This window comes from Pseudomonas sp. FBCC-B35, from assembly GCF_059133755.1.
Genome location: NZ_CP101439.1, coordinates 3,295,460 through 3,315,796 on the forward strand (window position 1 = coordinate 3,295,460; position 20,337 = coordinate 3,315,796).

20 protein-coding genes are annotated in these 20,337 nt (G+C 61.9%); 5 read left to right on the forward strand and 15 right to left on the reverse strand.

Features of this window, described 5'->3' with window-relative positions:
* Positions 1–189: 189 nt before the first annotated feature.
* From NMB38_RS14880 to NMB38_RS14940, 13 genes are all read right to left on the reverse strand, one after another.
* Entirely contained in the window at positions 190–1,755 is a 1,566-nt protein-coding gene (locus NMB38_RS14880) for a flagellar hook-associated protein 3 (protein WP_059183749.1), read from the reverse strand.
* Positions 1,756–1,766: 11 nt separating this feature from the next.
* Positions 1,767–3,809 (reverse strand): flagellar hook-associated protein FlgK, encoded by a 2,043-nt coding sequence (gene flgK, locus NMB38_RS14885; RefSeq protein ID WP_059183748.1) that lies wholly within the window; start codon positions 3,807–3,809, stop codon positions 1,767–1,769.
* 12 nt (positions 3,810–3,821) lie between these two features.
* A complete protein-coding gene (flgJ, locus tag NMB38_RS14890; RefSeq protein ID WP_027915937.1) occupies positions 3,822–4,982 on the reverse strand; it encodes a flagellar assembly peptidoglycan hydrolase FlgJ in 1,161 nt (386 codons plus the stop codon).
* 11 nt (positions 4,983–4,993) lie between these two features.
* Positions 4,994–6,103, reverse strand: coding sequence for a flagellar basal body P-ring protein FlgI (locus NMB38_RS14895; RefSeq protein ID WP_023533921.1), 1,110 nt, complete (start codon positions 6,101–6,103; stop codon positions 4,994–4,996).
* Between the two features lie 11 nt (positions 6,104–6,114).
* On the reverse strand, positions 6,115–6,810 hold the full coding sequence (gene flgH / locus NMB38_RS14900) for a flagellar basal body L-ring protein FlgH (protein ID WP_023533931.1): 696 nt from the start codon (positions 6,808–6,810) through the stop codon (positions 6,115–6,117).
* A 37-nt stretch (positions 6,811–6,847) separates the two neighbouring features.
* Positions 6,848–7,633 (reverse strand): flagellar basal-body rod protein FlgG, encoded by a 786-nt coding sequence (gene flgG, locus NMB38_RS14905; protein WP_023533986.1) that lies wholly within the window; start codon positions 7,631–7,633, stop codon positions 6,848–6,850.
* A 47-nt stretch (positions 7,634–7,680) separates the two neighbouring features.
* Entirely contained in the window at positions 7,681–8,421 is a 741-nt protein-coding gene (locus NMB38_RS14910; RefSeq protein ID WP_023533964.1) for a flagellar basal body rod protein FlgF, read from the reverse strand.
* A gap of 390 nt (positions 8,422–8,811) precedes the next feature.
* Entirely contained in the window at positions 8,812–10,134 is a 1,323-nt protein-coding gene (gene flgE, locus NMB38_RS14915) for a flagellar hook protein FlgE (RefSeq protein ID WP_059183746.1), read from the reverse strand.
* A gap of 30 nt (positions 10,135–10,164) precedes the next feature.
* Positions 10,165–10,866 (reverse strand): flagellar hook assembly protein FlgD, encoded by a 702-nt coding sequence (gene flgD / locus NMB38_RS14920; protein WP_027915934.1) that lies wholly within the window; start codon positions 10,864–10,866, stop codon positions 10,165–10,167.
* 12 nt (positions 10,867–10,878) lie between these two features.
* Complete coding sequence (gene flgC / locus NMB38_RS14925; protein ID WP_023533977.1) at positions 10,879–11,322, reverse strand: flagellar basal body rod protein FlgC; 444 nt, start codon at positions 11,320–11,322, stop codon at positions 10,879–10,881.
* Positions 11,323–11,324: 2 nt separating this feature from the next.
* Positions 11,325–11,735: a flagellar basal body rod protein FlgB gene (gene flgB / locus NMB38_RS14930; protein ID WP_023533958.1), complete on the reverse strand. Its 411-nt coding sequence runs from the start codon at positions 11,733–11,735 to the stop codon at positions 11,325–11,327.
* A gap of 274 nt (positions 11,736–12,009) precedes the next feature.
* The gene (cheR, locus tag NMB38_RS14935) at positions 12,010–12,837 is read right to left on the reverse strand and encodes a protein-glutamate O-methyltransferase CheR (protein WP_023533991.1); all 828 of its coding nucleotides are present in this window, start codon (positions 12,835–12,837) and stop codon (positions 12,010–12,012) included.
* Between the two features lie 50 nt (positions 12,838–12,887).
* On the reverse strand, positions 12,888–13,817 hold the full coding sequence (locus NMB38_RS14940) for a chemotaxis protein CheV (RefSeq protein ID WP_023533940.1): 930 nt from the start codon (positions 13,815–13,817) through the stop codon (positions 12,888–12,890).
* 76 nt (positions 13,818–13,893) lie between these two features.
* Here NMB38_RS14940 and flgA point away from each other — a divergent pair, with 76 nt between their 5' ends.
* The 4 genes from flgA to NMB38_RS14960 all read left to right on the forward strand — a co-directional run bounded on the left by flgA (position 13,894) and on the right by NMB38_RS14960 (position 16,463).
* Positions 13,894–14,643, forward strand: a complete 750-nt coding sequence (gene flgA / locus NMB38_RS14945) for a flagellar basal body P-ring formation chaperone FlgA (protein ID WP_110607044.1) — start codon at positions 13,894–13,896, stop codon at positions 14,641–14,643.
* A gap of 165 nt (positions 14,644–14,808) precedes the next feature.
* On the forward strand, positions 14,809–15,123 hold the full coding sequence (gene flgM, locus NMB38_RS14950) for a flagellar biosynthesis anti-sigma factor FlgM (RefSeq protein ID WP_023533930.1): 315 nt from the start codon (positions 14,809–14,811) through the stop codon (positions 15,121–15,123).
* Between the two features lie 49 nt (positions 15,124–15,172).
* Positions 15,173–15,640: a flagella synthesis protein FlgN gene (locus NMB38_RS14955; protein WP_027915932.1), complete on the forward strand. Its 468-nt coding sequence runs from the start codon at positions 15,173–15,175 to the stop codon at positions 15,638–15,640.
* 79 nt (positions 15,641–15,719) lie between these two features.
* A complete protein-coding gene (locus NMB38_RS14960) occupies positions 15,720–16,463 on the forward strand; it encodes a flagellar brake protein (RefSeq protein ID WP_027915931.1) in 744 nt (247 codons plus the stop codon).
* A gap of 454 nt (positions 16,464–16,917) precedes the next feature.
* Here NMB38_RS14960 and NMB38_RS14965 read toward each other — a convergent pair whose 3' ends face one another.
* Both NMB38_RS14965 and bkdR read right to left on the reverse strand, forming a co-directional pair.
* Positions 16,918–18,255 carry an MFS transporter gene (locus tag NMB38_RS14965; RefSeq protein WP_494354813.1) on the reverse strand — a complete coding sequence of 446 codons (1,338 nt, stop codon included), beginning with the start codon at positions 18,253–18,255 and terminating at the stop codon, positions 16,918–16,920.
* Positions 18,256–18,420: 165 nt separating this feature from the next.
* Positions 18,421–18,906, reverse strand: coding sequence for a Bkd operon transcriptional regulator BkdR (gene bkdR, locus NMB38_RS14970; RefSeq protein WP_023533792.1), 486 nt, complete (start codon positions 18,904–18,906; stop codon positions 18,421–18,423).
* A gap of 198 nt (positions 18,907–19,104) precedes the next feature.
* Between bkdR and NMB38_RS14975 the strand changes: the two genes are divergently transcribed.
* Positions 19,105–20,337 (forward strand): 3-methyl-2-oxobutanoate dehydrogenase (2-methylpropanoyl-transferring) subunit alpha, encoded by a 1,233-nt coding sequence (locus NMB38_RS14975; RefSeq protein ID WP_027915929.1) that lies wholly within the window; start codon positions 19,105–19,107, stop codon positions 20,335–20,337.

The window sequence follows — 20,337 nt, forward strand, 5'->3', positions numbered from 1 at the left end:
TGTCGTGCGTCGGGATGTCCCGTCATTGAGTGTCAAGACCGCGAGTTTCAATCGAGCTCGCCGTTGACGCACCCTTCGCTGCGGGCGCCATCAGATGAGCGCGCTAACGCAGCGAAGTCGCAAAATCACAGCCCTGATCGGTTGCGGCGAAGCAGAGCGCAAAGCCTGGCTTCGCGCCCCCTGATCCACTTAGAGCTTATCGAACAAGCTCAACTGCGATATGCGTGCAAATGCCAGCTGCGAGGCTTCGAGCATCGCCTGTTGCAGGGTCAGCTGGATCGTGGCGGTCGCCATGTCGGTGTCGCCAATAGCGCTTTGCGTGCTCTTGTTGGCCAGACCAAGGCTTTCGTTTTCCTGAGCCTGGATCTCAAGGGAATTGGCCCGGGCACCGATCGAGCCTCGGGTAATGTCGATGCGATCACGCGCACTGGCCAGGTTGGAAATCGCCGAGTCCGTTGCAGCTTTCAGAGCAGCCTGCGCTTCAGGGGTATCAAGGGGTTTTTCCAACACGCTTCGCAACTGCCCCAGGGTGTCCAGAGGGTTCTGCGTGCGGTGGGTATTGGCATTGATGGAGAACTGATCGCCTTGAGCCGGCGCCCCGTCGAACTGATAGGTCACACCCGCTACCGTCACGGCATTACCCGCCCCCACGGTGCCCGACGCTATCGGTTTGCTCTGGGCATCGTAGGGCTGTGCAAACAGCTGATACTCGGTGTCGCTGGTGAACCTGAGCACTGCACCGTTGCTGGGGAAGGTACTGCGGTAGGCATCGGGGTCCGTAACACTTGAGCCCACGACCTGAGAGGTCGATGGGTTGCCTGCACTGCGGGTAGCGGTCAGGGTGTCTGGTTTGGCTTCAAGGGTGAAGACATGCCCTGCCACCACGGCATCAGGATCGTCACCCTCGGCAAGGTTCAGGTTGACCTCGAAATCCACACCCCGCAACGAGATCATCTTGCCGCCTTCGGTATTGACATCGAACTTGCCCTTGCCAGCGGTTTCGTTGGTGATGTCGTTACCGGCGGCGTCCTTGATGCTGTATTCAGTGGCGCTGGTAAAGGTAACCGTATAAGGCTGGCCCGCGGCGAACTTGTCGCTGTAGGTATTGGCCGATGTCAACAACCCACCCGAAAGCAGCACCTTGCCATCGTTGGGCGTCGGCGCCTGCAAGGTCGATTGCGTGCGACTGTTGTTGGTGGCTTGGTCAAAGACGCTGAAGCCACTGTCGTTGATGGCCAGGTGCAAGGTGTCGGACACCTGCAGACTCATCTGGGTCTGGTCGCCCTGATAGCTGTAGGAGCCGTCGGCATTGCGAACATAGGGCGGGGTCGCATTCTTGGACCCTCCAAACATGTAGTCCCCGTTGGCGTCACGGGAATTGAGCAGGCCGAACACGTTGGCCTCGATTTCCTTGATTTCGCTGGCGATGGAGGTGCGATCGGCGTCGCTCAGACCACCGTTACCCGCCTGAATCGACAGCTCGCTTGCCCGCTGCAGCGCATCGTTGATGGTAGACAACACGCTTTCTTGCTGCAGCAGGGTGTTCTTGACGGTGGTCATGTTGCCACTGTACTGATCGAGCAACGCGCTCTGCTGTTGCAACAACAGCAAGCGCGCAGCGCCCACCGGATCATCGCCTGCGGTCTGAATGCGCGATTTGGAGGTCACCTGGGCCGTGATCTTGGCCAAATCCGAGTAATTCTTGGAATAGGTGTTGGAGCTGGTTTCGTAAAACTGGGCAGTTGAAATTCGCACGATCAGCCTCCTTATAGCGCGTTGATCAACGTCGAGAACGTTTCTTGCGCCGCCTTGATGATCTGGGACGACGCAGTGTAGTAATGCTGGAACTTGACCAGGTTGGCGGCTTCGTCGTCGAGGTTCACCCCAGAGACGGCGCTGCGGCTTTCACTTGCCGACTTGAGTACCGCGGCCGTTGCAGTAGTATCGATGGACGCTTGACTGGCCTTGGCACCCACCCGCTCTACCAAGGCGGCATAGGCGGAAGTGAAACTGGTGCCGCCACCGGAATTGGTCCCCACGGTCGATTTGGTCTGCAGGCTCAACAGGGCATTGGCATTGCGGTTATCCGCCTTGCCATCGACATTGAACGACAAGGTAAAGCTGTCATTGGCTGCCGGGCTGCCACCCACAGTGGTCTCCAGCGCAAAGGTGCGCGGATTGCCGCTGGGGTCGAGAATCGGGTTGCCCGATGCATCACGCATCGGTATGGACAGCGAGAGCTTGTTGTCCTGGCCCGGCACCACGGTCCCGGTGCCGATCTGTGCGCCCTTGGCATCGAACAGCTTGTAGCCCTGGGACCCACCGCTGGCTGCGTCGAACACCACGCGCACCGGCATGGCGTCCTTGATCGCCTGCTGCGTCAGCGCTGTGTCGGCACCGCCGTAGATATCCAGCGCTTGCCCAAGGTTGGGTTGGGTGATGGTGCCGGTGCCGCTGTTGCCGCTGCCAACAGCAGCGCTAACAGGGCCGGCGAACGCCAGCTTGTTGGCATCGGTGAGCACCGTGGCAATACCGGTGGCGGCTGAACGGGTAGGAATTACTTTGAAGCTGTCGCCGGCGGCCAGCGCACCGCCCTTGAGGGACAGGCTGAAGCCATCGATGACGGGCGCAGGGTCGGCATTGAGGTCGAACGAGCCCATGTCGGTGCCGTCGGAACGGCGCACGCTGTACTGATTGCCGCTGGTGAACTTCACTTCGTAGTCGTAGGTGCTCAGGGCGCCGCTGTTGGCAATGGTGACATCGAGGTTGCCCGAACCTGCGCTGTTGTTCGACGAGGCCAGGCTGCGCTGGGCGATGGCACTGGCGCTGTTGATGCTGGAGAACAGCGAGCTGCCGAACTGGCCATTGGCGTCCAGGCCCTGGCCCAGCTGGCTGTTGATGCTGTCGGCGACGACCAGCGCCACGCGGCCCAGCTCGTTCATCGACGGCGTCAACACGTCCTGACGGTAGCGCAACAGGCCACCGATGGTGCCGCCGGTGGCCACCGAGGTTACGTCCGAGCTGAACGACTCGTAGTTGATGCGCAAGGTCGCCTGGCTCTTGTCAGCCACCCCCGGCTGAACCGACAGCGGGTTGGCCCTGCTCCCGGTCACCAGCGACTGGCCGCTACCCAGGATCACATCGTAGTTGCCTTCACGCTCCTGAACGGTCACGCCCACCAGTTCGTTCAACTGGCGAACGGCCTCGCTGCGGGCGTCGAGCAGGTTGTTGGGCGTGCTGCCTGTGCCGCTGGCGGCCACGATCTGCTTGTTGTATTCGGCGATGCTGCTAGTGAGCTTGTTGACCTGCCCCGCCAAGGTATCGAGCTGGGAGTTGATCACATCGTTCTGCTGGTTCAGTTGGGTGCTGACGGCGTTGAAACGGTTGCTCAAGGTCTGCGCCTGGGTCAGCAACAGTTGCCGCGAGGCCACATCCCCGGGCTTGGCCGCTGCGGTTTGCATGGCCGAGAAAAACGCAGTCAGTACCGAGCTGATGCCGGTATCGCGATCCGCCAGCAGTTTGTCGACACCGGTCACCTGGTCCCGGAATGCCGTGGAATCGGCTTGGAGGGATGTCGCCGTCTGCAACTGATTGTCGAGGTAGGCACTGTAGATACGGCGCACGTCTGCCAGCGTGGTCCCACTGCCCAGAAAACCTGCGCCCATGTACTGCGAAGCACCGGCCACTTGCATGGCCTGCTGGCGCGAATAGCCGCTGGTGGCGGCGTTGGCGATGTTGTTACTGGTGACCGACAGGTGCGCCTGGCTGGCACTCAAGCCACTCAGGCCGATCGAAATCAGGCTCGACATGATGTAGTCCTTTTAAAGGTTCGTGGTGCTGCCAGCCATGGCGTATTGCGGTGTCTTCTGCATTTGCTGGGCGATGCTGATGATTTTCTTCGCATAGCCCGGGTCGGTCGCGTAACCGGCCTTTTGCAACTCGCGTGCAAACTGCTCAGGGTTATCGGCCGACTTGACCGCTTCTTGATAGCGCGAATTGTTCTGCAACAGGCTCACCAGGTCGTGGAAGCTGTCCTGGTAGGAGTCGTAGCTGCGGAACTGGGCGGTTTCCTTGACGAACTGGCCGTCGCGGAATTCGCTGGTGATGGCCCTGGCCTGTTCGCCCTGCCAGTTGCCGGTGGCCTTGATGCCGAACAGGTTGTGGCTGCTGCTGCCGTCGCTGTTGCGCATGACCGACTTGCCCCAACCGGTTTCCAGCGCAGCCTGGGCGACCAGGTAGCGCGGGTCGATGCCGATGCGCTTGGCAGCCTGTTCGGCCATCGGCAGCATGGTGGCAATGAACGAATCGCTATCGGTGAACGCCTTTTTCGGCGCCAGCGGCGGCTGGGCGATGGCGCGGCCGGTGATGCGCAGCCCGTTCTCGGGCACGGCAAAAACCTTGGCCGGTTGCTGGCCGTCGCGCACGGGGGCAGCGGGGGCCGCGCCGACAGGGGCGGTGGCCGCAGTAGGCACGATGCCCGCCAGCAGGCGGTCGGTAAGACGGCTGGGCAGCGCCAGGCGCCGCGCATTGAGCGCGGCGACGTCGTTGCGGGTGCTGGCCGCTTGCGTGGCGTGAACCGGGTCTGCGACCTTGCTGCCCCACAGCACCGGGCCGGCCTGCCCTCGCGGGAACGGGCTGGTATTGGCGGCGGCACTGCGGCTTTTGGTCAGCTGACGTACCAGCACATCCTGCAGGCCGATACCGCCACCCTCGCGGGACATGCTCACCGACAACTGTTGGTCGTACATGTCCCGGTACTGCTTGACCGTCTCGGTGTTCATCGGGTTGTCGTCGGCCAGGACATCGCTGGCCTTGCGCGAGGCCTTGAGCATCTCGCTGATGAACATCGACTCGAACTCCTGGGCCACCTTGCGCACGTTGGCTTCGCTGTCGCGGTCACCGTGCTTGAGGGCATTGAGGCGGTTGAGGTCGGTGAAGGCACCGCTGTCGACACTGCCGGAAACCAGGCTCTTGCTGTTCATCGACGCCGTCCTCAGATCACGATCAGGTCGGCCTGCAAGGCGCCGGCCTGTTTCAGGGCTTCGAGAATGGCCATCAGGTCACCGGGCGCGGCGCCCACCTGGTTCACCGCCCGGACGATTTCATCCAGCGTGGTACCCGGGCCGAACTTGAACATCGGCTTGGCTTCCTGCTCGGCATTGACCCGCGAGCGCGGGACCACGGCGGTCTGGCCGTTGGAGAGCGGGCCCGGCTGGCTGACGATGGGGTCTTCGGTGATGGTCACGGTCAAGCTGCCGTGGGTCACCGCCGCTGGCGACACCTTGACGTTCTGGCCGATGACGATGGTGCCGGTACGCGAGTTGATGATCACCTTGGCCACTGCCTGGCCTGGGTCGATTTCCAGGTTTTCCAGGATCGACAGGTAGTCCACCCGCTGGCTGGGGTCCATCGGCGCGCTCACGCGCACCGAACCACCGTCCACGGCCTGGGCCACGCCAGGGCCGAGCAGGTCATTGACCTTGTCGACGATGTGCTTGGCGGTGGTGAAGTCGGGGCGGTTGAGGTTCAGGGTCAGGGTGTTGCCCTGGTTGAAACCGCTTGGCACTGCCCGCTCAACGCTGGCGCCGCCCGGGATACGGCCGGCAGACGGTACGTTGACGGTGATCCGCGAGCCGTCGCGGCCTTCGGCATCGAAGCCGCCTACCACCAGGTTGCCTTGGGCGATGGCGTAGACGTTGCCGTCGATGCCCTTGAGCGGGGTCATCAACAGGCTGCCCCCGCGCAGGCTCTTGGAGTTACCGATCGACGATACGGTGATGTCCACCACCTGCCCTGGCTTGGCGAAAGCCGGCAAGTCGGCATGCACCGACACCGCGGCGACGTTCTTCAACTGCACGTTGCCCGATCCAGGCGGCACCTTGATGCCGAACTGCGAGAGCATGTTGTTGAACGTCTGCAGGGTGAAAGGCGTTTGCGTGGTCTGGTCGCCGGTACCGTTGAGGCCGACGACCAGGCCGTAGCCGATCAACTGGTTGGAGCGTACGCCCGAGATGCTGGCGATGTCCTTCAGGCGCTCGGCTTGCGCCGCGCAGGCGCAGGTCAGCAGCAAGGTGGCGGTGAGCAGTTGCCTCAGGTTGAGCATGGTCAGGGTACTCAGAAGGGCCAAAGCGGGCTCATGAAGAAGCGGTCCAGCCACCCGGGCTGGCTGGCATCGGCAAACGAGCCGGTACCGGAATAGGTAATGCGCGCATCGGCCACCCGCGTGGACGGCACGGTGTTGTCGGTGGCGATGTCGTCGGCGCGAATGAGCCCGGCGATGCGCACCAGTTCTTCACCGGTATTCAGGGTCAGCCACTTCTCGCCGCGCACGGCGATGATGCCATTGGGCAGCACTTCGGCCACGGTGACGGTCACCGAGCCGGTCAGGGTGTTGCCCTGGGTGGCCTTGCTGTCGCCCTTGGTGGTGCGATCACCGCTGTAGCCGGCATCGAGCGACAGGTCGCCGCCGCCGAACGGGTTGTTGGTGTTCGGCTTGGCCCCGAACAGCGACGACAGGCCAAGGCTGGCCTTGCTGTTCTTCTGAATCTGGGAGCCTGCGTTCTTGCTGGCCGACGTGCGCTCGTTCAGCGTGATGGTGATGATGTCACCCACACGGAACGCCTTGCGGTCGCCGTACAGGTTCTGCTCGAACCCGGCCTGGTAGATCGAACCGTTATTGGCCGCTGCCGGCAAAGGGGTGCGCGGGAGCACCGGCGCATAGTACGGGTCGTTGGGCTTGGCCGCCGGGGCGACGCAGCCTGCAAGCAACACCGCACCGCCCAGGGCGAAAACGGACAACAGACGATTCATGATGCATACCTCGCGGGTGCTACGGAAGTTGCTGGGATCACAGCTGCTGGGTAACGGTCTGCAGCATCGAGTTGGCGGCAGAAATGACCTTGGAGTTCATCTCGTAGGCGCGCTGGGTGGTGATCATGTTCACCAGCTCTTCCACGGTGCTGACGTTGGAGTTCTCCAGGGTTTGCTGCAAGGTGGTACCGAAGCCGTTCAGGCCTGGGGTGCCGACCTGGGGGGCGCCGCTGGCGGCCGTTTCCAGGAACAGGTTGCCACCAATGGCCTGCAAGCCCGCCGGGTTGATGAAATCGGCGGTCTGGATGTTGCCGATCACCTGGGCGGCCGGGTTACCGGCGGTGGTGATGGACACGGTACCGTCCTGGCCAACGGTGAAGGTCTGCGCGTCGTTGGGCACGACGATGGCAGGCTCCAGAGCGTAGCCGTTGGCGGTGACGATCTGGCCATCGGAGTTGAGGTGGAAGGTGCCGTCACGGGTGTACGAAACCGTGCCATCTGGCTGCAGTATCTGGAAGAAACCGCGACCATTGACCGCCATGTCCAGCGGGTTCTCGGTGGTCTGCAGGCTGCCAGCCACGAAGCTTTTCTGGGTGCCGACGATGCGCACGCCAGTACCCACCTGCAAGCCCGAGGGCAGCTGGCTGTCCTGGGTGGACTGGGCGCCTGGCTGGCGACGGATCTGGTACAGCAAGTCCTGGAACTCGGCGCGATCACGTTTGAAGCCGGTGGTCGACACGTTGGCCAGGTTGTTGGAAATCACCGTCAGGTTGGTGTCCTGGGCGGACAGGCCGGTTTTGGCGACCCATAGAGCTGGAAGCATGTAAGTTCTCCTCGCGCGCCTGTTTTACGGCACCCGTTCAAATGTCATTAGCCGATTTGCAAAACCCGCGCCATGGCTTCATCGCCTTCCTTGGCCGCGCTCATCATCTTCACGTGCAGCTCGAACTGGCGGGACAACGCCAGCACCGAAGTCATCTCCTCGACTGCGTTGACGTTGCTGCCTTCAAGAAAGCCCGACACCACGCGAACATTGACGTCGGCATCGGCCGGCTGGCCGCTGGCCGTGTGGATCAGGCCGTCTGCGCCCTTGTTCAGGCCCTTGGTGTCCGGGTTGACCAGCTTGATGCGGTCGACCTCGGCCATCACCCGTGGGTCTTCGCCCATGGAACGAATGCTGATGGTGCCGTCGGCACCCACTTCCACCTTCTGTTCAGGTGGAATGGCAATCGGGCCGCCGTTGCCGATCACCGGCATGCCGTTACCGGCACGCAACACGCCCAGGGCGTCGATGTTCAGGCTGCCGGTGCGCACGTAGGCTTCGCTGCCGTCAGGCGCCTGCACGGCGATAAAGCCATGCCCGCTCACCGCCACGTCCAAGTCGCGACCGGTTTCGATCATCGGCCCTTCGCTGAAGTCGGTGGCCGGGCGCTCGGTCAGGGCAAAGGCCCGCGCCGGGAAGCTGTCGCCAAAGACCGGCATCGAGCGGGCCTGCTCCAGGTCACGCTGGAAGCCGTTGGTGGAAACGTTCGCCAGATTGTTGGCGTGGGCCTTCTGGGCCAGCGCGTTCTGGCTGGCGCCGGTCATGGCCACGTAAAGCAATTTGTCCACAGCATCTCCTCCGCGCGCCAGTACCGCGCTGTCATCAGGCAGGGTCAAGCAATAATCGAACCAGCTTTGCACCCCGGTGAATCAGGCACTTCAGCGCGACGGCTTTAGCGTCGGTGTCAGTTTGTTGGCATCGGATCAGCACGCCTGGATCAGTGATCGCGGCAGGCGCCGTTTTTATAGGGGCCGGCAAACCGGGTCCAGCCTGAACCCGGGTTGCCTTGGACGCAGATGTATCGCCCGGTGACCAGGCTTTGCCACAGGAAGAAAGGCCTCGGGGCGGCCTCTGCCCATTGGGCACTGCCGCCCCCTATCACCAGGAGCAAGGACAACAAACCGGCATGCTTCACCGACCTTGCCCTTGAACCCCACGTATCACGCCTGAGCACGTCCTCAGCTCATCTGAATGATGGTCTGCATGATGGTGCTTTCGGTGGAAATGGTCTTGGCGTTGGCCTGGTAGTTACTCTGCGCCTTGATCAGATTCACCAGCTCGCCGGTCAGGTCGACGTTGGAATCTTCCAGCGAGGAACCTGCAATCTGGCCCAGGGTGCCGGTGTCCGGCGCGCCGATCACCGGGACACCCGACGAAAACGACTCCTGCCAGTTGGTCCCGCCAATCGGCGTCAGGCCTTGCATGTTGGAGAAGCTGGCGATGGCGACCTGGCCGATGACCTTGTTCTGGCCATTGGTGAAGTTGGCGAACAGGAAGCCGCCCTTGTCGACCGAAAGACCGGTCAGTTCACCGGTAGCGAACCCGTCCTGATCCTTGGCGGTCACGGCAGAAGCAGCGTTGTACTGGGTCATGCCCAGCATGTCGAGGCTGACGCCGCCGGGGTTGGCGTTGGCGCCGTTGGCCGACCACTGGCCGGCAGCGTTCTTCTGCGCGGGGATCCAGTTGTCCAGGTTGAAGGTCTTGTTGGCATTGATGGACAGGCCACCGGCTACCGGCCCGGCCGTGAGGGCATCGGCGTTGAGCGTGCCGTCGGACTTGAACGGCAGGTCATTGATCAGCGGCTGCGTGGAGGTCGGGTCCTGTGGGTTGCGACCGTCGATGGTGCTGTACATCTTCCAGGAATTGGACGTGTCATCCTTGATGAAGTACTGGTTCAACTGGTGCGCATTGCCCTGGCTGTCGTACACGTCGCTTGAGAACGTGAAGTTGTAGCTCTTGACGTCGGCTGGGTCGAACGGGGTGACCGTAGGCGCGCCATCGCTGGACTTGAGGTTGACCGTCTGGTCGATCTTGGACGTGGCCTTGGGGGTGAGATTGGCCGTGTCGATCTGAAGGTTGGTCAATACCCCCTGGACCACCTGGCCATTCTCATCGACGCCATAACCTTGCAGGTTGGCGCCGCCGGCATTGACGACGAAGCCCTGCTTGTCACTGTAGAAGGCCCCGGCCCGAGTATAGATCTTCGAGCCGTTGTCGTTGAGCGCGAAGAAGCCGTTGCCGTCGATGGCCATGTCCAGTGCCTGGCCGGTGCCGTTGATGTTACCGGAGCTGAACTGCTGGGAAATGGCGGCGGTTCTTACACCGGTACCAATGGTGGTGCGGCCGGCGCTGGTGCCGCGAATGGAGCTTGAGTACTGGTCGGCGAATTCGGCGCGCGAGGCCTTGAAGCCGGTGGTGGCGACGTTGGCAATGTTGTTGCCGGTTACGTTCAGGGCCTTGTTGGCTGCATTGAGGCCACTTAAGCCAATGTTGTAAGACATACGCTAACTCCTGAAGATGTGCCCTAGGCCCTAGATGCCGATGCTTTGAATGGTGGAAAGTGGAACGCTGCCCAGCCCTGCCAGGTTCAGCGACATTTCGCCGCCGTTGGTGCCCATGGTCACGCTGGTGACGGTGGCCGGCAGGTTGGTGGTCATGGCCGTGGCCGTGCCGTTGATCGAGGCGGTGGCCTTGAAGCTGTAGGTGCCGGCCGGCAGGGCCTCACCGGCGTCATCCTTGCCATCCCAGGTGAAGTCCACCTTGCCGCCAGCCTGGGAACCCAGATCGAGGGTGCGCACCAGCTTGCCGTCCTTGTCGTACACCCCCACCGAGGTGGCGGTACTCGAGCCGGTCAGGTTCACCGAGCCCTTCATGTCCTTGCTGGTGTCGACCATGGCCTTGTCGGTCTGCACGATCACGTTGCGCCCGACCAGCGACGATGCCTGCAAGGCCTGGGAAGACTGAAACGCACCGGCGATGTAATTGACCGAGCTGTTCAGGGTCTGGATACCTTCCAAGCTGCTGAACTGCGCCAACTGCGCCACGAACTCGCCGTTCTGCTGCGGGTCGAGGGGGTTCTGGTTCTTCATCTGGGTGACCAGCAGCTGCAGGAAGGCATCTTTGCCCAGCGCACTGCCGGCGGCGCCGGTCTTATCGTCGTTCTTGCTTTCTTTGCGTTGCAGCGAGTTCAGGTAGCTACTACCGACGTCGCCTGTGGCATTGGTGGTGGTCATGTCGGCGTCCTATCACTGACCCAGGGTCAGTACCTTCTGCATCATGCTCTTGGCCGTGTTCATCAACTCGGCATTGGTCTGGAACGCGCGGCTGGCCGAGATCATGTCAGCCATTTCCTCGACCACGTTGACGTTGGGGTAATACACGTAGCCGTCCTTGTTAGCCGCCGGGTGGCTGGGCTCGTAGCGGGCCTCCAGGTTGCTCTGGTCCTCGACGATGCCGGTTACCTGCACGCCCTGCCCTGCCTCGCCCTGGTCCTCGAACAGCGACTGGCTGGTGCCGGCCTGGGTGTTCTGGAACGTGGTGGCGAACACAGGGTGGCGAGCGCGGTAGGTCTGGTCGATGCTCGACGAGACCGTCTCGGCGTTGGCGATGTTGGAGGCGACGGTGTTCAGGCGCGTGTTCTGCGCGCTCATGCCGGAACCGGCAATGTTGAAGACACTGGAAAGGGACATGGTCATTCTCCCCGCAGGGCTGACACCAGCCCTTTGAATTTACTGTTGAGCAACGTGAAGCTGGCCTGGAAGCCGATGGCATTTTCGGTGTAGTTGGACTGCTCGATCTGCGCGTCCACGGTGTTCTGGTCGATCGAGGGCTGCATCGGCGTGCGGTACTTGAGGGCTTCGTCGCTCAGCGCCACGCCGTCGGCCTCGATGTGCCGGCTGTTGGTGCGCTCCAGACCGAAGCGGCCGCCGTTCTGCTGCTTGTCGCTTTCGGCGGCCAGCACAGAGGCGAAGTCCAGGTCACGGGCCTTGTAGTTGGGGGTGTCGGCGTTGGCGATGTTGTTGGCCAGCACTTCGGCGCGTTGCGCACGAAAGCCCAGGGCCTTTTCATGGATACCAAGCGCCTTGTCGAAGCTGATGCTCATGTCGGGGAAACCTTCAGCGGTTGACCAGAGTGTCGTTGCCGAAGGTTTTAGCAAGGCTTGTGCCAACATCTGCAAAGCCCGGATTCAAGGCCTTGCAGCCCTGCTCGCAGGGGCGCGATGCCAGAAAAGCGGCAAACCGCACGTGGCCGAATGGCCACAAGCGGCAAAAAGAAGCGCACTTGAGCGGCAAAACAAAAATTTGACGTCAGCGGCAGGGCCGACTCAGTGAAGGCCGCTGACAAGACGTCTTGTCAGCGCCATATACGACTCAGGCCTACTTGGCCTGGTAGATGATCCCCGGGCTGCATTGCACCATCTGGTAATGATCCGGCAGGCCGTTGAGGGCTTCGGATGCGCCCAGGAACAGATACCCGCCCGGCTTGAGCGTGCTGTGGATGCGCAGCAGGATGTCTTTCTTGACCTGGGCCGAGAAGTAGATCAACACGTTGCGGCAGAACACGATGTCGAATTTGCCCAGGCTCGCATAGCTGTCGAGCAGGTTGAACGAGCGGAACTCCACCCGGTTGCGAATCGCCGGCTTGATGGCCCAGCGCCCCGGCCCCTTGGGGTCGAAGTAGCGCTGCAGGCGCTCGGCCGACAAGCCGCGGGCTATCGCCAGGCTGTCGTATTCGCCAGTCTTGCAGTTGTTGAGCATGGTGCCCGACAGGTCGGTCGCAACGATCTGCGCGCCCATTTTCAGCTGGCCCAGGTTGCTGCGTTCGAACTCGTCGATGGCCATGGAGATGGAGTACGGCTCCTGGCCCGACGAGCACGCCGCCGACCACATGCGCAGGCGCTGGCCGGGGTTGTTGCGGATGAACTCGGGGATGACCTTGTTCTTGAGCACCTCGAACGGGTAGGTATCGCGAAACCACAGGGTTTCGTTGGTGGTCATGGCGTCGACCACCTGCTCGCGCAGGCCGCCACGCGGCTGCGCCTGAATGCGCTGCACCAGCTCGCCCAGGCTCTTGATGCCCTGCTGCTCCATCAACTTGTTGAGGCGGCTGGACACCAGGTACTGCTTATTCTCGCCCAGCAAGATGCCACAGGCTTTTTCCAGAAATACCCGGAACTGTTCGAAATCCAAATTACCCGTAGACACTGCTGCCGCCTCTTTTCAATCACTGTGGCCGGGGCGAACCCCGGCGCCTTTCAATGCGCTGCCTTGATCCGGTCAACCACGCGCTGGGCCAGATCATCCGGCCGGAACTTGGCCAGGAAGTCATCGGCGCCCACTTTCTTGACCATCGCCTGGTTGAACACCCCGGACAGGGAAGTATGCAGGCAGATGTGCAGCTTTTGCATGCGCGGGTCGCTGCGAATTTCCGCTGTCAGGGTATAGCCGTCCATTTCCGGCATCTCAATGTCGGAAATCATCATCAGAAACTCTTCTTCGGGCTTCTTGCCTTCGTCCACCAACTGGCGCAGGTAGTTCAAGGCCTGGCGACCGTCATTGAGCGCCACCACCTCGACGCCGACGGTCTGCAGGCAGCGGCTGACCTGCTTGCGTGCCACCGACGAATCGTCGACGGTCAACACCCGCAGCATCACGGCCTTGTCCTGCACCTCGGCGTCCACCACACCCGCCGACACCGACTCCGAAGACGGCGCGACCTCGGCCAGCACCTTCTCCACGTCGATGATCTCGACCATGCGGTTGTCCACCCGAGTGACTGCCGTCAGGTAGTGATCGCGGCCGGTCCCCTTGGGTGGCGGATGGATTTCTTCCCAGTTCATGTTGACGATGCGCTCGACCGAGTGCACCAGGAAGCCCTGGGTCTTGGTGTTGTACTCGGTAATGATCACGAAACTGCTGCGCGTGTCCTCCTGCAACGGGCGCAGGCCGGTGGCCATCGACAGGTCAAGGATCGGGATCGTCGCGCCGCGAATGTTGGCGACGCCGCGCACTACCGGGTGCGCCTTGGGCAGAATGGTCAGCGCAGGGCATTGCAGCACTTCCCTGACCTTGAAAACGTTGATGCCATAAAGCTGTTCGCCGTTGAGGCGGAACAGCAGCAGTTCCAGGCGATTCTGCCCTACCAGCTGTGTGCGCTGGTTGACCGAATCCATAACCCCCGCCATGCCGAACTCCTTACCTGTCAGCCATTCGTTGCCACTCACTCAAGAAGTCGGCACGGGCTTTGCTTTTTTGAGCGCCATGTACATGAAAACGACAGTTTCCCGACGATTGACGCGCCTGCTGGCTGGCTTGCTGGCCGCACTGTGCCTGCTGGTACCGGTTCGCACCTGGGCGGACGCGTTCACCATGCCTGAACAGCTTATCGGTGTCACCCAGGGGTTTCTTGAGTTCACCGTCGAAGATTATCTCGCCACGACCCAAACGGCCGGCCGCTACGAGATCCAGGTCAACCCGTTGGACCCACGGTTGCGCATGCCCCTGTGCAGCCAGGCGCTCGACGCCTCGTTGGAAAGCCCGAGCGTGCCGCTGGGGCGGGTGACGGTGCGTGTGCGCTGCGACGGCGCGGCGCCTTGGACCGTGTTCGTGCCCGCCACTGTTCGCTTGTTCCGCGAGGTGGTCGTGGTCACCCGCCCGCTGCGACGGGACAACGTGGTGAGCGAAGGTGATGTGGCCCTGCGCGAACGGGACGTCGGCACGCTGGGCCAAGGGTTTCTGACCGATATGGGCCAGGCGGTCGGCATGAAGATGCTGCGCCCGACGGTGATGGATCAGGTGCTGACGCCTCAGCACCTGGAGCAGGCGGAGGTGGTGCGCAAAGGCGATCATGTGGTGATCGTTGCCCGCAGCGGCACGTTGAGCGTACGCATGCCTGGCGAGGCGCTGAGCAAAGGCGGCATCAGCGAGCAGATTCGGGTGCGCAACCTCAATTCCAAACGCGTGGTCAAGGCCATGGTGACAGGCCCGGGCCAGGTCGAGGTGAGCATGTAAGCCAGTGGGCGAAAGCCGCTGGCGCACGGGAACGGCTTTTTTTAGACTGTGTCAGAAAACGGGTAACAGGCTGTCGCTCAAGACAGCCACGCATTTGTGCCTAAAGTTTATCGTGAGTTGGCCGAAAACAAGGCAAGCGTCCATAAACCCAGAGGTTTTCTGATCATGGTCATCGACTTCAGTCGTTTGAATAATTCCCCGGCCGTCACCGGCGGCGTACGCGGCAGCAATGCCCCTGGCAGCACTGAAAAGCCGGCCGCCAGCCAGGAAACAGTAAAGGGCGCGGGTGCAAGCGGAGAAGCCGTACACCTGAGCCCAGAGGCCCAGCAGTTGCAAAAGATCAGCGACAAGCTGCGCGATGAACCCGTCGTCAACAGCGCCAAGGTAGCCCAGCTCAAACAGGCCATTGCCGACGGCAGCTACCAGGTTGATGCCGGCCGGGTCGCCAGCAAGCTGCTTGATTTCGAAGCACAGCGTTGACCGTCGGGTGCGCTGACTTCAATGGACGCTTGAAAACCGGGAGTTAGCCATGCATGACACCACGCTGCTGCAACTGATCGAACAAGACATCGCCCCCATGCAGGAGCTGCTCGAGCTGCTGCAGAACGAGGCCGTCGCGCTGCACGGTCGCGACATGCAGTTGCTCGAGCAGATCCTGGCGCGCAAACAGTCACTGATCATCCTGCTCGAACAACACGGCCAGCGCCGTGGCCAGTTGCTGACCGACCTGGGCCTGAGCGCAGACCGCGCCGGCGTACAGGCGGTGGCGGCGCAATCGCCGCACGGTGACGTGATGCTGGAGCGACTCGATACGCTGGCGCAGTTGATGGATGAATGTCAGCAGGTCAACTTGACCAACGGCCGTATCATTCAGGTTCAGCAACAGGTCACCAACAACCAGGTACGCATTCTCATGGGCGGTGACTCACCCTCGCTCTACAACAGCCGCGGCAGCACCTCGCCCCTGACCAAGCCGCGCGCCCTCAGCCAAGTGTGATTTCCCTATCAAGGCACGGCACATACTGGCAAAATGCTGTTAATTGCCTGTGTCGCTTTTGCCTGGAGAACGTCAAGCCGTGTTCAATGAATCCGATGCCCCGCAACCGCCCAAGGTGCTGAGCACACCCTTGGAAATTGCGGCCAATTTACGGCAGCTCCAGGAAAGTCACGACCCCCTGATCATCACCTTCCATGACCGAGGCCATCGCTTCCAGAGTTACGTGGTGGACGTCGATCGGGAAAACAATGTGCTGGCGCTTGACGAGCTGATCCCCCGCGACGGTGAGAAATTCATCGAAAACGGCGAGCATTTCCGGGTGGAAGGCTTTCATGATGGTGTGCGCATCGCCTGGGAATGCACCCACGGCTTGCGCATCAGCGAAGTGGACGGCCATCGCTGCTATCGCGGCGGCCTGCCACTGGAGATGACCTACCACCAGCGCCGCAACGCATTTCGTGCCGCGCTGAAGCTGTCGCAGCTGGTGGACATCATGCTTGATGGCACGCACCTCAAGGGCAATGGTGCCTTGCGTGGCAAGTTGCTGGATGTGTCAGCTACCGGGTGCAAGCTGCGCTTTGACGGTAATGTCGAGGATCGCCTGCAGCTGGGTCAGGTCTATGAACGCTTCAAGGCCGGCGCACCGCTTGGGTTGGTGGATACCATGGTCGAGCTGCGCCATCTGCATTATGAAGAGCGCATCAATACCACGTTTGCTGGGGTTCGTTTTCATAACCTCAGTGGGCCTGCCCAGCGCAAGGTGGAGAGTTTTGTCTATCAGCTGCAGCGTGAGGCGCGGCGGTTTGATAAGGACGATTATTGATTTGCAGCTGGCGGTTTGGCCCCCGCGGCCTTTCAGCAGTTTGGGTGCTATCACTGAGTTTTAAAGCGTGGGTATGGGCGCTTAAAACAGTGTAGGTATTCATTGGCGAGGGTGGCGCGCAGTCACCCTTCCGCCCTTACGGCGGCTCACTTTTTGTCTTGTCAAAAAGTAAGCAAAAACCGCCTGCTCCTATCATACGGCCCCTGCGCTGCGCTCCGGGGTTCCCTCGCTCCGGGCTTGCTCCGGGAGGACCGCGCTGCAGGCCCCATCCTGGGGCCCAGCGCTTGACAGGCATCCATGCCTGTCACCTCCCTGCGCAAGCCCTGCGCTCGGCCTCCTGAAGTCGCGATCTGCGGCGCCTGGGCTACCGCGCGCTTAGAAGCAGCAACAGCAACAGCAACAGCGCATGTCTCTGATTTCATGCTCAAGCAGCTGTCCCAAACTTCCCCCACATTCAAACCGGCTTGTCCCCCTGAAGCTCCTCCTGCGGCGACTCGCTGTCTTTCTCGGTCTCCTCCGTATCCTCGGCCGCTACCGGTGTCTGCATCACATCCTGCACGGTCTGCTCATCCACACGTGGGTCCAGCGCTGCCGACAGAGGCGAGCCGGCGGCGGGCATGGCGACGTGGCCCAGAGGGGCATCCTGGACCTGGTGCAGGCCAGTAACGGCTTTTGGACGGATGCGCCAGACCAGCACCAGGGCAAAGAATACGAAGAAGGCGTACAACATCTGCACCCCCAGCACTTTCATCAGCACGCCAGCAGCCAGTGGGCCGATGCACGCCCCCACGCCGTAAGTCACCAACAACATGGCAGTCAGCGAAACGCGGCGCTCGCTCTCCACGTGGTCGTTGGAAAAAGCCACGGCCAGCGGGTACAGGCTGAACTGCAACAGCGACACCACAAAGCCCATGGCGAACAGCAACTCCAGCGGCACGGCGGGCAGGATCGCCAGCGGCGCGGCGGTCACAGCCAGCCCCACTGCGACACTGCGAATCAGTACCGCACGGTCGTAACGGTCCGACAACCAGCCCAGCGGCCACTGAACCACCAGCCCTGCGAAGATGCAGCAGCCCATGAACAGACCGATCTGCTCGGTGCTCAGGCCCTGGCTGGCGGCATACAGCGGAGCAAGGCCGTAGAACGACCCGACGATCAAACCCGAACCCAGTACGGTACTGAGCGACTGCGGTACGCGCTTGATGAAGAACTTCGGCTCCATGGGGGCCGGACGCAGCGGCGCAGGGTGGATGCGGCGGGTCATGGCCACTGGCACCAGGCACAAGGCGAAGCACATCGCGACCAGCATCAGCAGCTCAAGCCCCAGCTCAGGGTGCACCACCAGTATCAGCTGACCCAACACCAGGCCCAGGTAGGACGCGATCATGTACCCACTGAATACCGCGCCCCGGTACTTCACGTCCGCCTGCTCGTTGAGCCAGCTTTCGATGACCATGTACTGACACATCATGCCCAGGCCCACGATCATCCGCAGCCCGACCCAGGCCGGCAGCCAGTTGGTCAGGCCATGCCCAAGCACGGCGGCGCCGACGATCCCGGCGCAGGTGGCATAGGCGCGTATATGCCCTACTCGGCCGATGAGCCGGTGGCCGACCTTGCCGCCCACGGCAAGGCCGAAGTAGTTGGCCGCCATCAAGGCACCGACCCACAGGCTATCGACGTTGTCGGCAGCCAGGCGCAGCGCCAGGTAGGTACTGAGCAGGCCCGAGCCGATCAACATCATCAATGCAGCGAAATACAACGACTGAAACGGCTTCCAGATAGTGCGCATAAATCCCTTCGGCTCCCGGGTTGAGCTGGCAGTGGTACGTGCAGAATAAAGGCTTACGACAGGCGTTGCAGGCCCCGTGCTGCAAAATCGAATAGTCCCTCGTCCGTGGCCAGGTGATAGACGGGTCAGGCCACGCCACAGGGCACCGACGAACTTGGACAGCAGTCATTCGCGCAAGGTCATACCGTTTGCCGGTAACGGCAGGGCTGTCTTGTAGCGCACCTGCTTGAGCGCGAAGCTGGAACGAATGTTGGCAACGCCCGGCAGGCGGGTCAGGTAATCCAGAAACCGCTCCAGTGCCTGAATGCTGGGCAGTAGCACACGCAGCAGGTAGTCCGGGTCGCCAGTCATCAGGTAGCACTCCATGACCTCGGGCCGTTCGGCGATCTCTTCCTCGAAGCGGTGCAATGCCTGCTCTATCTGTTTTTCCAGGCTCACATGAATGAATACATTCACATCCAGCCCCAGCACCTCGGGCGACAACAGCGTGACCTGCTGGCGAATGACGCCAAGCTCCTCCATGGCCCGCACCCGATTGAAACAGGGCGTAGGCGACAGGTTGACCGAACGTGCCAGCTCGGCGTTGGTAATGCGGGCGTTTTCCTGAAGGCTGTTGAGAATGCCGATATCGGTACGATCGAGTTTGCGCATGAGACAAAATCACCGGTTTTTTGTGTTTATGCGAAATGTTTATCTGGCCTGCTCGCCAAAGGCAATCAACTAGAGAGAAATATTCTGCGCCGAGGCAACTAACATGTAGTTAACGCTGACCTGCTGGTCACGAGCCGGCACTCAGCAGCGACCGCTTCAAAGCTCACAAAAACAAATACCCGAGCGAGCGTAAACAGCATGAACGAGTACGCCCCCCTGCGCCTGCATGTGCCCGAGCCTACCGGCCGGCCAGGCTGCCAGACCGATTTTTCCTACCTGCGCCTGAATGACGCCGGCCAGGTCCGTAAACCGCCCATCGACGTAGAAGCCGCCGATACCGCCGACTTGTCCGGCAGCCTGGTGCGCGTGCTGGATGAACAGGGCAATGCCCAAGGCCCCTGGGCCGAGGACATTGACCCCCAGGTACTGCGTCAGGGCATGCGCGCCATGCTCAAGACCCGGATCTTCGACAGCCGCATGGTCGTCGCCCAGCGCCAGAAGAAGATGTCCTTCTACATGCAGAGCCTGGGCGAAGAAGCCATCGGCAGTGCCCAGGCACTGGCGCTGAACCGCACCGACATGTGCTTTCCGACCTATCGCCAGCAAAGCATCCTGATCGCCCGTGACGTTTCGCTGGTGGACATGATCTGCCAACTGCTCTCCAACGAGCGTGATCCGCTCAAGGGCCGCCAGTTGCCAATCATGTATTCGGTACGCGAGGCTGGCTTTTTCACCATCAGCGGCAACCTGGCGACCCAATTCGTGCAAGCGGTGGGCTGGGCCATGGCCTCGGCCATCAAGGGCGATACCAAGATCGCCTCGGCCTGGATCGGCGATGGTGCCACCGCCGAATCGGACTTCCACACCGCCCTTACCTTCGCCCACGTCTACCGCGCCCCAGTCATCCTCAACGTGGTCAACAACCAGTGGGCGATTTCCACGTTCCAGGCCATCGCTGGCGGCGAGTCCACCACCTTCGCCGGCCGCGGCGTGGGCTGTGGCATCGCCTCGTTGCGCGTGGACGGCAACGACTTCGTGGCCGTCTACGCGGCCTCGCGCTGGGCAGCCGAACGCGCACGCCGCGGCCTCGGCCCCAGCCTGATCGAGTGGGTCACCTACCGTGCTGGCCCGCATTCCACGTCCGATGATCCGTCCAAGTACCGCCCTGCGGACGATTGGAGCCACTTCCCGCTGGGCGATCCGATCGCTCGCCTGAAGCAGCACCTGGTCAAGATCGGCCACTGGTCCGAAGAAGAACATCAGGCGACCACGGCCGAATTCGAGGCTGCCGTGATCGCCGCGCAGAAGGAAGCCGAGCAGTACGGCACCCTTGCCAACGGACACATCCCCAGTGCCGCTTCGATGTTCGAGGACGTGTACAAGGAAATGCCGGACCACCTGCGTCGCCAACGTCAGGAACTGGGGGTCTGA

What these genes read in the sequence shown, in the direction of transcription:
- flgK (WP_059183748.1), bottom strand. Translation starts at nt 3,809, where the DNA reads ATGTCGAGCCTGATTTCGATCGGCCTGAGTGGCTTGAGTGCCAGCCAG.
- flgJ (WP_027915937.1), bottom strand. Translation starts at nt 4,982, where the DNA reads ATGAACAGCAAGAGCCTGGTTTCCGGCAGTGTCGACAGCGGTGCCTTC.
- NMB38_RS14895 (WP_023533921.1), bottom strand. Translation starts at nt 6,103, where the DNA reads ATGCTCAACCTGAGGCAACTGCTCACCGCCACCTTGCTGCTGACCTGC.
- flgH (WP_023533931.1), bottom strand. Translation starts at nt 6,810, where the DNA reads ATGAATCGTCTGTTGTCCGTTTTCGCCCTGGGCGGTGCGGTGTTGCTT.
- flgG (WP_023533986.1), bottom strand. Translation starts at nt 7,633, where the DNA reads ATGCTTCCAGCTCTATGGGTCGCCAAAACCGGCCTGTCCGCCCAGGAC.
- flgE (WP_059183746.1), bottom strand. Translation starts at nt 10,134, where the DNA reads ATGTCTTACAACATTGGCTTAAGTGGCCTCAATGCAGCCAACAAGGCC.
- flgD (WP_027915934.1), bottom strand. Translation starts at nt 10,866, where the DNA reads ATGACCACCACCAATGCCACAGGCGACGTCGGTAGTAGCTACCTGAAC.
- flgC (WP_023533977.1), bottom strand. Translation starts at nt 11,322, where the DNA reads ATGTCCCTTTCCAGTGTCTTCAACATTGCCGGTTCCGGCATGAGCGCG.
- flgB (WP_023533958.1), bottom strand. Translation starts at nt 11,735, where the DNA reads ATGAGCATCAGCTTCGACAAGGCGCTTGGTATCCATGAAAAGGCCCTG.
- NMB38_RS14940 (WP_023533940.1), bottom strand. Translation starts at nt 13,817, where the DNA reads ATGGCGGGGGTTATGGATTCGGTCAACCAGCGCACACAGCTGGTAGGG.
- flgA (WP_110607044.1), top strand. Translation starts at nt 13,894, where the DNA reads ATGTACATGAAAACGACAGTTTCCCGACGATTGACGCGCCTGCTGGCT.
- flgM (WP_023533930.1), top strand. Translation starts at nt 14,809, where the DNA reads ATGGTCATCGACTTCAGTCGTTTGAATAATTCCCCGGCCGTCACCGGC.
- NMB38_RS14955 (WP_027915932.1), top strand. Translation starts at nt 15,173, where the DNA reads ATGCATGACACCACGCTGCTGCAACTGATCGAACAAGACATCGCCCCC.
- NMB38_RS14965 (WP_494354813.1), bottom strand. Translation starts at nt 18,255, where the DNA reads ATGCGCACTATCTGGAAGCCGTTTCAGTCGTTGTATTTCGCTGCATTG.
- bkdR (WP_023533792.1), bottom strand. Translation starts at nt 18,906, where the DNA reads ATGCGCAAACTCGATCGTACCGATATCGGCATTCTCAACAGCCTTCAG.
- NMB38_RS14975 (WP_027915929.1), top strand. Translation starts at nt 19,105, where the DNA reads ATGAACGAGTACGCCCCCCTGCGCCTGCATGTGCCCGAGCCTACCGGC.